Annotated in this window: 15 protein-coding genes; 14 read left to right on the forward strand and 1 reads right to left on the reverse strand. The window is 38.6% G+C overall.

The features are described from left to right. The first annotated feature begins 257 nt into the window (after positions 1-257). The 4 genes from H3T84_RS04490 (at position 258) to H3T84_RS04505 (ending at position 5514) form a co-directional block, all read left to right on the forward strand. A complete protein-coding gene (locus tag H3T84_RS04490) occupies positions 258-620 on the forward strand; it encodes a roadblock/LC7 domain-containing protein (protein ID WP_100117186.1) in 363 nt (120 codons plus the stop codon). 414 nt (positions 621-1034) lie between these two features. After that, the gene (locus H3T84_RS04495) at positions 1035-1532 is read left to right on the forward strand and encodes a PAS domain-containing protein (protein ID WP_174833207.1); all 498 of its coding nucleotides are present in this window, start codon (positions 1035-1037) and stop codon (positions 1530-1532) included. Position 1533: 1 nt separating this feature from the next. Next, positions 1534-2280 carry a phosphate/phosphite/phosphonate ABC transporter substrate-binding protein gene (locus H3T84_RS04500; protein WP_174833164.1) on the forward strand — a complete coding sequence of 249 codons (747 nt, stop codon included), beginning with the start codon at positions 1534-1536 and terminating at the stop codon, positions 2278-2280. Between the two features lie 1833 nt (positions 2281-4113). Then, complete coding sequence (locus H3T84_RS04505) at positions 4114-5514, forward strand: DHA2 family efflux MFS transporter permease subunit (protein ID WP_198218315.1); 1401 nt, start codon at positions 4114-4116, stop codon at positions 5512-5514. Positions 5515-5767: 253 nt separating this feature from the next. On the opposite strand, the gene H3T84_RS04510 is transcribed toward H3T84_RS04505, so the two are convergent. Then, positions 5768-7162 carry a nucleobase:cation symporter-2 family protein gene (locus H3T84_RS04510; protein WP_037394020.1) on the reverse strand — a complete coding sequence of 465 codons (1395 nt, stop codon included), beginning with the start codon at positions 7160-7162 and terminating at the stop codon, positions 5768-5770. A 224-nt stretch (positions 7163-7386) separates the two neighbouring features. Here H3T84_RS04510 and dapA point away from each other — a divergent pair, with 224 nt between their 5' ends. From dapA to hslU, 10 genes are all read left to right on the forward strand, one after another. Further along, complete coding sequence (gene dapA / locus H3T84_RS04515; RefSeq protein ID WP_174833162.1) at positions 7387-8262, forward strand: 4-hydroxy-tetrahydrodipicolinate synthase; 876 nt, start codon at positions 7387-7389, stop codon at positions 8260-8262. Between the two features lie 44 nt (positions 8263-8306). Next, the gene (bamC, locus tag H3T84_RS04520; protein ID WP_198218317.1) at positions 8307-9455 is read left to right on the forward strand and encodes an outer membrane protein assembly factor BamC; all 1149 of its coding nucleotides are present in this window, start codon (positions 8307-8309) and stop codon (positions 9453-9455) included. 820 nt (positions 9456-10275) lie between these two features. Then, complete coding sequence (locus H3T84_RS04525; protein WP_198218319.1) at positions 10276-10515, forward strand: NGO_0222 family membrane protein; 240 nt, start codon at positions 10276-10278, stop codon at positions 10513-10515. Next, positions 10508-11119, forward strand: a complete 612-nt coding sequence (gene rdgB, locus H3T84_RS04530) for an RdgB/HAM1 family non-canonical purine NTP pyrophosphatase (protein WP_198218327.1) — start codon at positions 10508-10510, stop codon at positions 11117-11119. The genes H3T84_RS04525 and rdgB overlap by 8 nt, the downstream gene beginning before the upstream one ends. Further along, complete coding sequence (hemW, locus tag H3T84_RS04535) at positions 11112-12311, forward strand: radical SAM family heme chaperone HemW (protein ID WP_198218329.1); 1200 nt, start codon at positions 11112-11114, stop codon at positions 12309-12311. The genes rdgB and hemW overlap by 8 nt, the downstream gene beginning before the upstream one ends. 30 nt (positions 12312-12341) lie before the next feature. Beyond that, complete coding sequence (locus tag H3T84_RS04540; protein WP_100125324.1) at positions 12342-12728, forward strand: RidA family protein; 387 nt, start codon at positions 12342-12344, stop codon at positions 12726-12728. A 60-nt stretch (positions 12729-12788) separates the two neighbouring features. Beyond that, entirely contained in the window at positions 12789-13607 is an 819-nt protein-coding gene (locus H3T84_RS04545) for a symmetrical bis(5'-nucleosyl)-tetraphosphatase (protein ID WP_198218334.1), read from the forward strand. Positions 13608-13862: 255 nt separating this feature from the next. Beyond that, entirely contained in the window at positions 13863-14432 is a 570-nt protein-coding gene (locus tag H3T84_RS04550; RefSeq protein ID WP_174833156.1) for a hypothetical protein, read from the forward strand. A gap of 232 nt (positions 14433-14664) precedes the next feature. Next, positions 14665-15198 (forward strand): ATP-dependent protease subunit HslV, encoded by a 534-nt coding sequence (hslV, locus tag H3T84_RS04555; protein WP_025330443.1) that lies wholly within the window; start codon positions 14665-14667, stop codon positions 15196-15198. A gap of 57 nt (positions 15199-15255) precedes the next feature. After that, the gene (gene hslU / locus H3T84_RS04560; RefSeq protein ID WP_025330442.1) at positions 15256-16593 is read left to right on the forward strand and encodes an ATP-dependent protease ATPase subunit HslU; all 1338 of its coding nucleotides are present in this window, start codon (positions 15256-15258) and stop codon (positions 16591-16593) included. Positions 16594-16602 lie beyond the last annotated feature (9 nt).

Consider the following 16602-nt stretch of genomic DNA (forward strand, 5'->3'; position numbering starts at 1 on the left):
TAGTCAAATTTTTGTAATTTATTATTCATAATGATATAATTCAGACCAAATTTCATATCCGCTAAATTGATTAAGATTGTAATCAAAAATTTTAAACACTGATATTAATTGAATTTAAGTCATAAAAAATAAATAATTGTAAATAAAATAGAAAATTTAAATAAAGATAATTAATAAAATTTAATAACATTTTTTTGCAAAAAAATTCACCCATCTTTATAATTGACAAAGTTACAGTCAAATTTAGAGGAACTTTCATGAAATATGATTTTATCGAAAACGTATTAAAAACCCTGAACAGTACCCCGGATATTACTTCTTCAGCAGTTATTTCAACTGACGGTCTGCCAATTGCTTCAGCTTTACAAAGTGGCATGGATGAAGACCGCATTGGTGCGATGGCTGCAGCTTTATTGTCTTTGGGTAACCGCTCAGCTAAAGAAGTATTAAAAGGTACTCTGGACAATACCATTATCCATACTGACAAAGGTTACATGTTGCTGTTTCAGGCATCTGAAGCTATTTTATTAACCATTACCACCACTCATGAAGCCAAATTGGGTCTGATTTTGTTCGAAGCTAAACGTGCATTGAAAGAACTAGCTGATCATTTTGATTAAGAATCAATCATTAGATCTGAAATATGTAATGCTATTCAAATATCTGTTCGTGTGAATGTGTAATTGAAAATTTTATTGACAGCTTTTTTAATCAGTACACAATACTGTAAAAAATCAGCTTAGAAATCTGGTAATTGCTACCCTTTAATCTGGATATTTTCTAAACGCTGACTGAATTGCTGTCAATTAAACCTAAAGAAAAATGGATCAATTATATAAAAGGGCGTTTAAATGTTTTTATAGCAATACTAAAACGCATCACATATATGTATTCTCAGAAATTTATAGTGGCGATAAACGTATTAAAGCAGAAATAAGCACCGCCATAGTAAAAGCATACAAAATCTGAAATGCAATTTTAAGCACACTCATTCTTTATCAGATTAAACCAAAATTGAAGGACCAAATATGGATATGAGTCGTTGGATTCAACCAAAGCCAGAAAGTGAGTTTTCTGAGCATAAAATAAAATATTATCAACAAGATACAGAGTCGACTGTATATGTAACCAATCAGGAATTTCCTTATCCTGACGGTGCTTTGATTGTATCTCGTACAGATCTTGATGGCATCATTACGCATGCTAATGACGTATTTGTTGATATTAGCGGCTGGGCACGTGATGAAATTATTGGTGCACCACATTGCCTGTTACGCCATCCTGACATGCCAAAAGCACCATTCGCCGATATGTGGGCAACTCTGCAAAGAGGGGAGCGCTGGTATGGTTATGTCAAGAATCTGCGTAAAGATGGCGGACACTACTGGGTATATGCCACTGTAATTCCTAACTTACGTCAAGGAAAAGTAATTGGTTATAGCTCAATTCGTCGTAAACCAAGCCGCGAGCGTGTTAACGAAATGAGTGCCAAGTATGTAGAAATGCTGAAATCCGAACAGGAAGGAAAATAATATGCTTAGTTTAATGGTTGTACCCGATTATTTACCTGATCAGTTCAGCACCTGGTATTTACTCAATAATTATCTGCAAAAGAAAAGTGACCAGAATATTTCCTTGCTGATGCCTCCTTCATTTGATGAAGTTAAAGCACAACAGGATAAAGAAAAAGTTTCAATGCTTTTTGTTAATCCTTTTGCTGCAGGTAGCTATGTTCGTGAGCAGGGATATTTACCACTGGTTAAACCTAAAAATAAACCTGATGAAATCGTTATTGTTACTGCCGCAGATTCAGATATAAACGCTATCGAAGATCTCAAAGGTACGGTAGAACTGGCTCTTTCTAATAATGAAGACGCAAACTTTATTGGTTTACGTTTATTGGAACCTGCTAATCTAAATGATGATGAGTTAGTTATCAATCGTAAAGATAACTTCCTTATGGTGGCTTCCAGCGTCATTCGCCAGCAAGCAAAAATCGGCATTATTCAGGCAAACGTATATGAAAGTTTCAACTCTGTTACCAAAGATCAACTAAAAGTTTTGCTGAAAAGCCGGATTAACGAAGTATCTCATGTTATGCTTTACCATCAGGATGCAGCCGCCCAGGCTGAGCCATTAAGAGAAATATTATGTAAAATGGCAGATGATCCGGATGGTACCAATATTGTTAAAGCATTAAGCTATCCAGAAGGCTTTACAGATTTATCTCAGGAAGATATGGAATTTATGATCGACGTTGTAGATACATTGCGTATGTAAATATAATGTAATAATATAATAAACCGTGTTCACTTTGTTAAGGCAGCACGGTTTAATTTATATCTAACCTTTTTCAAAAATACAATCACTTGAAAATATTTAAAAAGCAAAATTTTTAATTTTTTATTCGATAAATATTTTTTTGGTTAGTGAGTCATTATTCAATTTCAACTGTGTAGGTCGACATTGTAAATAAATATTATCATTTTAATGATACCTTTTATTATACATCCATCAACTCCTATAAATCATATATACAAAAAAATCAGATACGCATCCAAATAGTTAATTTTATTTTTTTATTAAAACTATACTGGTTAGGTAAATTTTATTCGCACACTAAGTTAAGCCTGCATTACAAAAACACGAGGAGGCATATTTTTGTTTATTTGAGCTTTTCCACAAGTATAACTTTTTTAATCAAGTTACTTAGCACATAATAATATTGGTGAGTAATCAGTCCCTACCTTTAGCTCTGCATACATCAATGCTTTCCGATTTTCAAAAAGACACACTGGTACAAATCACGCCTGTAAAGAAAAATTTTGTTTGGTTCTGCCCTTTTAAATCAGTAGCTTTTACTAAAGAAGACTGCAATAAAAAAGTAAAAGCAGCCTTTTCATATTATCTACATCCGCCGATTAAATATATAGTCTATTAATTGCGATGTTTTTTAATTTCAGTGCGGTAAATATCATTAAGACAGTTAGTTAATTGTTTTTAAAAATTTTCCCTATTCAAATATTTCAGTAATTTTATAATCATTATCTTTTTGACATCTAATCTGATAAGTAACAAAACGTTCTTCAAACCCTTTTGTTGCATCAATAATTACTTTAACTCTGTCTTTATCTGACTGAATAAATGTTAATTTAGCAAAAGGATCTAAATCTTACTCTTGCCATAGAACATCATAGTCTATGCAAGATTTTCTGATAATTATCATTCCTCATATATAACTTCCGGATATTCTTATCAAAGTATTTTCTATAATAATCGTAATCAAAATTATTAGAACTACTTTTCTCTGAAGATACACTTCATTCATACATTTCTTTTATGTAGCGCAATTGCGGACTTTCTGAGTATGCAGACATACTAATACTTAAACTCAAGAGAATAAAAAGTAATTTTTTCATTAGCATTCTCGAATTTAAACTATTTTCTACACAACACTATTTTCATAGTACAGAAACTTTTGTCGAATATTGCAGCATTATTCGTGAAATAAATCTATGTAATAAATTTTGTTTTACAACCTTGATTACAAAATATTCAAACATACAACTTAAAGTTTCTTTCTGTTTTAATTTAAATCAGGGCTGCACAATAATATTATTAAAGTACGCTAGTACATTCTATATTAATAAATGCTACTTTTATTGGATACAACGAATTAATTTACTTGTTAAAGCCCAAAACTAATGATGTTAAAAATATGAATATAAATTTTCAAATCATTAATTAAACATATCATTGGACTTAATGAGGATTTAACACTTAAATTTTTATATTGTCTGTTAAAATTTCTGTATTAATTTTGATTACTGATTTTGTTCATCGATTACTCATAATATTTCATTCATTTTCTAAGCTATTTTTATACCAGATGCCTGCTTAAAATAATATATAATATGAATATATATTTGAATTTTGGATTTTTTTAATAAAATTTCTATATTTAAGTTTTAAAAAATTAACAATTATTGTTTTATCATTTAAAATTTATAAAAAAATAAAAACATACTTACTAAATTTTATGTATTTACAATAAATTAATGCTCTGCATGAATCTGTTATAATGAATGAGACCATCATTGATAAACAGCAATTATGGCTACTATTAACGACAGTAAACCCTCACGCTTTTTGCCCATTTTGTTGGCAATAGCCATTTTTATGCAGCAGCTGGATGCTACTATCCTGAATACTGCTCTGCCCTCGATGGCTGCCGATTTGGGGCAGTCGCCGCTTAATATGCAATCTGCAATTATTGCCTACGCATTAACTCTGGCAATAATGATGCCTCTGTCTGGTTTTCTGTCGGATAAATTAGGAATACGTAAACTTTTTATGGGTTCCATGGTCATATTTATTATCGGATCTGTACTGTGTGCCGCAAGTAATAATCTGGCTTTACTGGTACTGGCCAGAATCATTCAGGGTTTGGGTGGCGCAATGTTAACTCCTGTAGCCCGTTTAACCATGATGCAGGCTTACGACCGCTCAAAACTTATAACTGTTATGAATTACGCCATTATGCCGGCACTGATCGGTCCGGTACTGGGACCGATTATTGGTGGCTATCTTGTGGTATATACCAGCTGGCACTGGATATTTTTGCTTAATGTACCGATAGGGTTATTAGGATTACTGGTTACCTGGTATATCATGCCCAATTTTAACCGACCAGCAAATTACTTTGATGGATTAGGTTTCTTTCTGTTTTCGGCATCTGCTTTTTGCATGACGCTTACTTTTGAAACCATGTCACATGCTAACAATATTTTATTTGGCTGTATGATGGCTATTGCAGGTATTGGTGCTTTATTTGCCTATCTTGCTCATGCACGCCAGAACAACCGTGCTTTGTATCCTCCGCATTTAATTCTGGTGCGTACATTTCGTCTGGGGCTGGCAGGTAATTTAGTAAGCCGCCTTGGCATGAGTGCTCTGCCTTTATTATTGCCTTTATTATTTCAGGTTGCTTTTAACTATGATGCGGTAAATTCAGGCTGGCTGCTGATGCCTCTTGCTTTGGCAGCTATATTTGCCAAACCCTTTCTGAAGCCCTTAATGAATCATTTTGGTTATCGTAATACACTTGCCTGGAACACACGTATTATCGGTATACTGATTATGTCACTCGCTTTAATCAGTGCCAGTACACCGCAATGGTTGATATTATTACATCTGTGTATTTTGGGCACCTGCAACTCTTTACAATTTACTGGTATGAATACCATTACATTGGCTGATTTACGTTCTAATCAGGTTAGTAGCGGCACCAGTCTGATGGCTGTTAACCAGCAACTGGCATTAAGTTTCGGTATAGCAATTGGCGCATTACTTTTGCAATCTTTCAGTCGTGCCAGCTTTATCAATCACAATATTACTACCGCCTTTCGCATTACTTTTATTATTCTCGGCGTGTTCACTTTGCTTTCAAGCTGGATATTTGCCCGTCTGCATTCAACTGACGGTGCTAATCTGCTTTCAAAGGAAAATGCATAGATTAACAATTTTCTGAATTCTGACAAAACAAGCTATTTACCTGCCTGATATTGTTATTAAATCAAAGGATAATATCAAACTAAAAGTAATTTTTAATACAAAACTAATACCATTCAGAATTACAAATAATTAAATTTTTCCATGTAATTTATAGTACTCATTAATTAAAATAGAGCTTACTATTTAAAATTATTATTTTAAATTTATAAAAAAAAGCTGCCAATATTTTTGGCAGCCTTTTTTCAGATATTAATTAATGTGGAATATCGTCACTTAAATAAACAGCAGGTTCACTTTTATCATGTGGCAACACTATATTTAGAATAATCGCTACAATTCCGCCCATACAAATCGGATTTTGAAACAATATTGGTAACTGAGCAAACACTTCCGGTTCAAAAGCCACACCCAGACCAAGCCCCAGTGATGTAGCACAGATAACTGCTTCACGGCGTCGGATACCAGCAGTAATAATAATTCTGATACCGGCGGTGACAATCAAACCGAACATAACCACCATTGCCCCACCTAAAACCGGACTGGGAATAGTGGTAAAAATAGCACCAACCCATGGAAATAAGCCAAGTATAATCAGAATAGCAGCAATATATTTACCGACATACCGGGAAGCAACTCCCGTCATCTGAATTACGCCATTATTCTGAGCAAAAGTGGTTAACGGCAATGAACCCAGTGCTGTAGCAATTACGGATACCAGACCATCAGCCATTACTCCGCCGCGTAAACGGTTTGTGTACGACGGACCATCTACCGGCTGATTAGAAATCATGGCGGTAGCAGTTAAATCACCTACTGCTTCAAATACACTTAAAAGATAAATGGTACCGGCCACCATAAAAGCATGCCAGTCAAAAGCAAAGCCGTATTTAAATGGAATCGGTATTGTAATTAAGGGTAAATCGTGCAGATTGGAAAAATCTACAATTCCCATAAAAATAGCAATTACATAACCTGATATCAAACCTACCGCAATGCCGGCCATACGCCACCATGCATTTTTAAAACAGTTAAATAACAATACAGTAAACAGTACAAATGTGGACAGAGCAAGATTAGACCATGAACCAAAAGTATGATTTGCTTTTGCAGTAAGACCACCGCCAAAGTCAGTAATACCGACATGAATAAGGCTCAGTCCTATCATCAATACCACAACTCCGCTTACAGTAGGTGTGATGATTTTTTTCAGAAAAGGTAACAGCCATGATGCCCCGATTACTAAAAAGGCGCCCACGAATGAGACGCCCAGTAAAGTTGAAATCATAGTATTTTCATTCATCCCGCTTTCTTTCATGCCCAGCCCCAGCGCAATCATAACAGTGACAAATGAAAAATTAACTGATTGAATTGATAACAGCCCCGAACCAATAACACCAAAGCGGTGTACCTGAATATAAGTACCTACACCTGAAGCCACCATAGACATTGAGACCAGATAAGCAGTCATGTCAGCCGGCAGTTTCAGCGCACCGCCCACCACAAGAGCCGGTGCCACCATAGGGACAAAAAGAGCGAGTAAATGGGTTAATGCACTAAGCAAACCATTTAAAACAGGAGGTTTTTCCTCCAGACCATAGACCAGATCAGAGTGTTCATTCTGCTTACGAACAGAGGAATTATCGGCCATGTCATCCTTCCTTATTTGCTTTATGCATGTGTGAAATGTATATAAAGCAGCGTATTTTAAGCGATACGGCACTGTTTAATCCAGAGCAAACTATTGAGGAATAGAATCTTTAACACAAGCAAACTACTTTTATCAAAAGTGGTTTGAATACCGGCAGTTTTCCATGTAAGCAAAAAATACGCTACAATCATCACATTTTTAGCTCACCTGTAAAGGGTAGAATTATGTTGACAGGCAGCCTGGTTGCCATCGTAACGCCTATGCATGAAGATGGCAGTATTGATTATGAACAATACAAACAGCTTATTGACTGGCATATCGAGTCCGGAACCGATGCCATTGTCGCCGTGGGAACAACCGGTGAATCAGCCACACTCAGCGTAGATGAGCATTTGAATGTCATCAAAACTGCTGTAGAACATGTATCCGGACGCGTGAAAGTGATTGCTGGTACTGGCGCCAACAATACTCACGAAGCAATTTATCTGGCTCAGGAGGCTCAGCAGGCTGGTGCTGATATGACTTTGTCTGTAGTACCCTACTACAACAAACCGAATCAGGAAGGTATCTACCGCCACTTTAAAACTATTGCCGAAGCAACCAGTATCCCCATGATTTTGTATAATGTCCCGGGTCGCACTGTTGCCGATATGCAACCGGACACTGCTTTACGTCTGGCAGAAATTGACAATATTGTTGGTATAAAAGAAGCCACTGGCAACATTGGCCGCGCATGTTATTTGTTTAAGCACGTACCTGAAAATTTTGCAGTTTATTCCGGTGATGATCCTACTGCTCTGGCATTTTTACTGTGCGGCGGGCATGGTGTAATCAGCGTTACTGCTAATGTTGCTCCGAAATTGTTTGCAGATATGTGTCATGCAGCTTTGCGCGGAGATATTACAGGTGCACGCGCTTTAAATGATAAATTACAGCGTCTGCATGGTGATCTTTTCTGTGAACCAAGCCCTGCACCAACCAAATGGGCGCTGTCTAAACTGGGTAAAATCAGTCCGTTTTGCCGCCTGCCCATTACAGAACTTACTGCTGCCGGACAGGCTACGGTACTGGCCGCCATGCAGGAAGCCGAATTAATTTAACACAGCCAACATTGCCATAATAATGCACACAGAAAGTGGCCTATATGAATATAAGTAAAACCGTTGCATTAACATTGCTGTCAGCCAGTCTTGCCGCTTGTGCCAGCAAAAAAGAAAATCTTCCTAAACTGGATTATCAGTCTGACAATAAAAAAATTGTTCGGCTGGATGTACCTCCGGATCTGACTGATCCGAATCAGGGAAATCGTTTCAGTGCTCCCGGTGGTTCACTGATTAATGGGGCTGTACGCGCCAGTGACATGAACAAAAAAGCGGGCAAAACTCAGAATAACGCGAATGCACAGGTACTGACTCAGGTACCGAATATTCATTTTCAGCGTGATGGCAGTATTCGCTGGCTGACTATCGACAATAAACAGGCTGCTGAATTATGGCCGTTGCTCAGAGCTTTCTGGCAGGAACAGGGCTTTACCATCGAGCGTGAAGAACCATCTATTGGTCTGATGCAAACCAACTGGGCGGAAAACCGTGCCAAACTGCCATCTGATGTGATTCGCGGTATATTTGAAAAAGTAGGTCTGGGTGGTGTTTACTCCAGCGGCGAGCGGGATATGTTCACTATTCGTCTGGAACGTAACAGCAAAGGCGGTACAGATGTATTCTTCAGCCAGAAAGGTATGAAAGAAGTCTATACCAGCAAAGATGGTGACAGCACTGCTTGGCAGCCAAGACCTAATGAGCCTGAGCTGGAAGCAGCTTTTCTTGCACGCTTTATGCAATATCTTGGTGCAGACGCCAAACAGGTACAGCAACAATTAGCTGCTCAAAAACAGGATCCGAATGAAAATAATTTAGCTAAAATTGATGGCAACAGTATTTATCTGCTCGGCCCGCAGGAACGTAACTGGCGACGTGTTGCGCTGGCTCTGGATCGTATTGGTCTGAATGTAATTGGTGAAAACCAGAGTCAATATGCTTATCTGGTTGAAGTAGCTGCAGCTGAAGCCTCTTCTGTTACCAATAAAAAGCCGGGATTATTCGGGCGTATGTTCGGACGCAGTAAAAAAGCTGAGCAGCAACAGCAGCCAAAACAGCAGCCTCGTCTATTTGTATTGGCCGTACCATTGAAAGACGGAGGCACACGTGTCAGTCTGGCGAACGAAGATGGCTCATCTTATACTGGAAAAGATGCAAAAAAATGGCTTCAGCAACTGGACCAGCAATTGCGCTAATCAAAAAAAGCCTGCTTATTGCAGGCTTTTTTTGATTTAGTTAGGCAATTATCTTTAATCTTAGTTAAACTAGTCAACAACAGACTTAGATTTGCATGATTATAAAGGAAAGTATCAATAAGTATTAATGGCACTTAAGATATAAAATAATGATTCTGACACGATAAACATGAAAAAATTACTTATTATTTATTGTTTTCTTTCAATGACAGAAATTGCAGCACTTGTTCTCGGAACGATTTTTTTTGCAGATATACGTTTTCCATTAAGGTACAGTATCTGCTGCTTTGTTATTGCTATTCTTGGATTGATAGTACTAACTCCATTCACCATTAAAATAATTAGATTTTGTCAAAACTTAAATTAACTAAAAATTAACACCGTAAAACCATTATTAAACTTTAAATAAATTTTAGTATTTAATAATTGATAACCATTATTAGTTATACTGATAGTTTTAATTACAAAAATGTTATTGATTATTTACAAGATCAAATGCAAGAAACATGCAACTGAATCCTAATAAGATTACATTGTTTCTTAAGCGCTACCTATACATTCAATGATATTACCTATTCTAAATATATTTTGCTTTATGACTTCATTTAAAAATACTATTTTCCGTAATTCAATGGGGGAATTTGCTAAAATTAGAAGATGAGAATTGTGTATTATTGATTATTTTTAAATGTAGTGAATCTTTTATTGCTAAGACCGATTTATTTTATTTAAATTATAGATAATAATTTAGATATACTCTTACTAATTTAATTAATCAACCTTCTCTATTCAATTGGTTAATTTTTAAAGTATCCCACGAATGACGAAACTCAAACTTTTATTACTCATTCTGGCTTCATGTACATTTATGTTTATTGGCTGGGTTGTGCTGGGCTGTTATTATTGGGTACATCAACAGCACACTATTGCGATAATCTGCTGTTTACTCGCTTTCATTAGTGTACTGGGGCAATTTGCTGCGCTGGCGTTTACTTTGCGTGAACGTGCATACCAGCAAATTAATCAAGTATTATCCTCAAATGATGCAAACCATGAATAAAATTGTTCTTGCCAGTAATAATCAGGGCAAGCTGGCTGAATTCAGCCGCCTGTTTAAATCTTTAAATATCGAAGTTGTTCCGCAGTCTGAATTTAATATTTCTGAGTGCCCGGAACCTTATGTCACCTTTATTGAAAATGCACTCGCTAAAGCACGTCATGCCAGCCGTTATAGTGGCTTACCGGCATTAGCCGATGATTCTGGTATTTGTGCCAATGCACTGCATGGCAAACCTGGTGTCCATTCAGCACGTTATGCAGGTACAGAACCGAAATCAGATACTGCCAATAACGCCAAGCTGGATGATGAATTACGCAATTGCGATGACAAAAGTGTGTTTTATGTATGTGTACTGGTTCTGGTGCGTCATCCTGATGATCCGCAGCCATTAATTGCTGAAGCCAATTGGCCGGGGTTGTGGCAATCCTCTGCTGCAGGAAGCAATGGTTTTGGATACGATCCGCATTTTTATGTTCCAGACCATAAACTGACTGCAGCACAAATGAGTCAGGAAGAAAAAAACCGGATAAGTCATCGTGCTCAGGCATTAAATATTTTAATGGATAAACTGCGTCAGCAGTATGGCCTGAATACTCATGTCTGAGTTTCCCGTTTCTCTGCAAATACCGCATTCTGTTACGCCAGCTTTGACCAGTTTACCGCCACTATCTCTGTATATTCATATTCCATGGTGCGTTCGCAAATGTCCGTATTGCGACTTCAATTCGCATCAGCTTAAGCAGGAACTGGATGAGCAGAAGTATATTGCTGCTTTATTAACTGATCTGGAAACTGAACTACCTTATTTCTGGGGTAGGTCTGTTCACACAATTTTTATCGGCGGAGGGACCCCCAGTCTGTTTTCCGCATCTGCATTTGAAAAGCTCTTAAGCGGCATTCGTGCACGGGTTAATCTGATACCCACAGCAGAAATTACCCTTGAAGCCAATCCGGGCACATTTGAACGCGATCGTTTTGCAGACTATGCAGCAGCTGGTATAAACCGGCTTTCCATCGGAGTACAAAGTTTTGCCAATGACAAACTGGCTGCACTGGGAAGAATTCATAACCGCAAAGAAGCACTAAATGCCATTGAATCAGCCTTAATCCTGTTTCCTATACTCAATATTGATTTGATGTATGCCTTACCAGGACAAACTGTCGAACAGGCAAAGGAAGATATTAATACAGCAATTGCAACTGGCGTAAGGCACATTAGCGCTTATCAGCTTACACTAGAGCCCAATACACCTTTTGCCCATTCACCTCCTCCGAAGCTACCAGATGATGACCATATTGCTGATATAGAAGAAGCTGTACATACATCACTGTCACAGGCAGGTTTTCATCATTATGAAACGTCTGCCTTTGCCCACCCTCAGCAACAATGTCGGCATAATCTGAACTACTGGCAATTTGGCGATTATATCGGTATCGGAGCTGGCGCTCATGGTAAGATATCCAGTGCTCAGGCAATTGAGCGCACTACTCGGTGCAGGCATCCGAAAGATTATCTGCAAGCGATGCAGCAGCAACCTCAGTGTGCTATTGTCCGCCGGCAAATTTCTGCACAGGATTTACCTTTTGAATTTATGCTGAATGCTCTGAGATTAACTGATGGAGTTCCTACTACATGGTTTAGAGAGCGTACCGGCTTGCCTGTTACCTCTATTCAATGTGCGATTACTCAGGCCGTAGAGCGAGGTTTAATGGACGCAGATCCGTTAAACTTACGTCCGACTGCACTCGGACGTACTTTTCTGAACGATTTACTGGCTTTATTTTTGAAAGACTGATAACCCCTTTTCATACCAAGGAGTAAAAACATGGGAAAAAATATTATTCATACTGAGAAAGCACCGGCCGCTATCGGTGCTTATTCACAAGCAGTGCGTGCTGGCAATACAGTATATCTTTCCGGTCAGATTCCGTTAGTAGCTGAAACAATGCAAATCGTTGATGGCGGTTTTGCTGAACAGACACATCAGGTGTTTAAAAATCTTCGGGCGGTTGCAGAAGCTGCCGGAGGCAGTCTGAATGACTTGGTAAAAGTAAATGCCTATCTGACTGATTTGAGTAATTTTGCTACGTTTAATGAGATTATGGCGCAATACTTTACAACTCCTTATCCAGCTCGTGCTGCTGTTGAAGTTTCTGCTTTACCTAAAGGTGCTCTGGTTGAAGCTGAAGCCATTCTGGTACTAGACAAGTAAACAGACTAATCGGCACAAACCAGTTTGATTAGCTTTATCCCGATTTCTCAGGAGATAAATATGGCACAGTATGTGATTGGTGATTTACAGGGATGTCTGACAGAGTTTAAAAAACTGCTGGATAAACTGAGTTTTAATCCCGGTACTGATACCTTATGGCTTACCGGAGATCTGGTAAACCGGGGTCCGCAATCACTGGCCACATTGCGTCTGGTAAAACAGCATGATGGCTGTATGCAGACTATTCTGGGAAATCATGACTTACATTTACTTGCACTGCATTATGGTTATGGCAAACTCAAACGTGCAGATACAATTAGTGACATTCTGAATGCGCCTGACAGAAAACAATTAATTGACTGGTTACTCCGACAGCCTTTATATCGCCAGCAGGACAATTATGTCATGGTACATGCAGGGATCTGGCCGGAATGGACATGCGATCAGGCACAGCTACTGGCTCAGGAAGTGGAAACCGTATTGCAAAATACTCCGGAACAATTTTTTTCCCAAATGTATGGCAATAAACCTATTCGCTGGAACAATAATCTCAGTGGCGATGAGAGATTGCGTTTTATCACTAACAGCTTTACCCGGATGCGTGCACTGACTGATGATGGAGCAATGGATTTTGATTATAAAGGGATGCTCACTAATTTACCGGCTCATTATTTACCCTGGTTTAAAGCACCAAACCGGCAAAATACTGATAAAACTATTCTATTCGGTCACTGGTCAGCATTAGGTTTATATCAGGCTGATAATGTTGTGTGCGTGGATACCGGTGCTCTTTGGGGTGGCAGCCTGACTGCTTTCAATTTTAATAACAGGAGCGTGGTACAGATACCAAGTGAAATAAAGTTAAATATTGAAAATTAATTATAGTCAATTTAATGGCCATAATCTTTAAATATTGGGCTCAGAAAATAAATATCCCTCTTAAAACATTGTGTTGTACAGCGTTTTTAATTGCGTTATTATTAACATAATAACAATAACATTTAATTAGTTTTTTTAATCCCACCCTACATTAGCTAAAAAAAGACTAAGATAGATCTATTGCATCTTTACCTAAGCCAAGTATGATGGTTTATGTTATTTAAAATTTTATTCACAAACATTTAAGGAGTTATCATGAAAAAAGTTTTTGTTCCTGCTGTATTGTTAATGCTTGTTTTAACTGGCTGCGCTTCTAAAAATCATCATAATGCACCTGCTGTACAAACGCCTGCACCTGCAGGTACTGCAGTATCTGCAGTACCTGACAGAAACACTACAAATATCGACGGTAGTAAAGAAGTATTTTATCTCTGTGGTACCGGTGCAGCTAAAACCCGTTTGAGTGCAATGTATGGATTGCAAGGCCAGAACGTCGTGGCTGCTCAGGTAAAATATCAGGACCAGCTTTCTCCAGTAATGATGCGTGATCCACGTGATGTTAATTACAATACTTTCGTTTCTCCTGAAGGCATTACCTGGAGAACAGCTATTGCTACCAGTGATACTGTTGATAAAGTAAGTGCTCTTGGTTTGTTACAGCCAGTTAAACGTGTTGTTAACGGTGTGGAAAAAATTGATCCGCAAATCGTTACCCAAAACTGCGTAGTAGATAATACAGTAGCAGTAGCAGCTCCGGCTAACACCAAAACTGTTAAAACTACCAAAACTGTAACCACCAAAAAAGTATATAAAAATAAAAAATAATTGATTGTGTTTGGCAAAACGGCAACCGAAAGGTTGCCGTTTTTGTATATGTGTAAAAATAGTAACTTCCATGCCCGATTTACATCCTTAACCAGCTAAAATTGAAGTTAAGTTATTAATAAATCAAAATAAATAATAGTTTAACTTGAAAGCGGTATTAACTGCCCTTATTTAAATGCAGTTATTTTCTCCGGCAGCTATCCGGCTGCTGGTCAGCAAAGGATCACGAGACATGCAACAATTCGACGGTACAACCATTATTTCCGTTCGCCGCGGTGAAAACGTCGCCATCGGTGGTGATGGTCAAGTGACACTGGGTAATACCATTATTAAAGGGACTGCACGCAAAGTGCGCAAACTGTATAACAATCAGGTGCTGGCCGGGTTTGCCGGTGGTACCGCCGATGCATTTACCCTGATAGAACTATTTGAAAGTAAATTGCAAAAACATCAGGGTAAACTAATGCTGGCTGCAATTGAGCTGGCTAAAGAATGGCGTACCGATCGCGCATTACGCCGTCTGGAAGCAATGTTAATTGTGGCAGATAAAAAAAACACACTGGTAATTACCGGAAATGGTGATGTGCTCGAACCGGAACAAAGCATTGCAGCTATTGGTTCCGGTGGTGCTTTTGCCCAGTCGGCAGCACGTGCATTAATGGAAAATACCGAGCTTGAACCGGCTGAGGTAGTTAAAAAATCCCTCGAGATTGCCGGTGACATCTGCATTTACACAAATCAGAGCCATACTATTGAAACCTTGTAAATTTATTGGCCGTTTAATTTGTATTTTAAAACGGTCATATCTCAAGATTGGAACAAGATGAGTACATCTGTAATGACCCCGAGCGAAATCGTTCATGAATTAGATAATCATATTATCGGGCAAACTCAGGCCAAACGTGCAGTAGCAGTAGCGCTGAGAAACCGGTATCGCCGCAGTCGCGTTGCCGAACCCTTACAAAGCGAAATCGTTCCGAAAAATATTCTGATGATCGGGCCTACTGGTGTAGGTAAAACTGAAATAGCCCGCAGACTTGCCCGTCTGGCCAACGCACCTTTTATTAAGGTAGAAGCCACCAAATTTACTGAAGTAGGCTATGTAGGCCGTGATGTTGACAGTATTATTCGCGATTTGATTGAAATTGCACTAAAAAACATTCGCAACCAGACAATCGCTAAAAACCGCGACCGTGCTCAGGACGCCGCAGAAAACCGTATTCTGGATGCTCTCCTGCCTCCACCGCGCAGCGTCGGTTTTGCCGGTGAGCCACAGGAAGCTCAACCGGAAAATCACACCCGGCAGAAATTCCGTCAGATGCTGCGTAAAGGCGAGCTTGACGATAAGGAAATCGAGATTGAGGTTGCCGCTAATCCTTCTCCGACCATGTCTGTTATGGGTCCTCCGGGAATGGAAGACTTCACGAATCAGTTGCAAGATATGTTCAGCAGCATGGGACAGGGTAAAACCAAAGCTCAGAAAATGAAAGTAAGCGCTGCCATGAAATTACTGCTGGATGAAGAAGCAGCTAAACTGGTAAGCGAAGAAGAATTACGTGAACAGGCAATTAAGTCAGTTGAACAAAATGGCATCGTATTTTTGGATGAAATCGATAAAATTGCTACTGACAGCAGTCGCCATGGCGGAGATGTTTCACGTCAGGGTGTGCAGCGTGATTTACTGCCGCTGGTTGAAGGGACAACTGTACAAACAAAGTATGGCATGATTAAAACTGATCATGTTTTATTTATTGCATCTGGCGCATTTCATCTTAATCGACCTAGTGATCTAATCCCTGAATTACAGGGGCGCTTTCCGATTCGTGTTGAACTGGATAATCTGAGTGTAGACGACTTTAAAGCCATTCTGACAACGACCCATGCTAATTTGACTGAACAGTACTCCGCTTTACTGGCTACTGATGATGTCAATCTGCAATTTACTGATGACGGCATTGCCCGTATTGCTGAAATCGCTTTTCAGGTTAATGAAAAAACTGAAAATATTGGTGCACGCCGATTGCATACGGTTATGGAAAAATTACTTGAAGAAGTTTCCTTTGATGCGCCAGCCGGCGATATAACCATTGATGCAGCTTACGTTGATGCACGTTTACAGGATATAGCTGAACGTGAGGATCTGGCTCGTTACGTATTGTAATACTATATT

Origin of the sequence: Snodgrassella sp. M0110, from assembly GCF_016101465.1 — a bacterium.
GTDB lineage: Bacteria > Pseudomonadota > Gammaproteobacteria > Burkholderiales > Neisseriaceae > Snodgrassella > Snodgrassella alvi.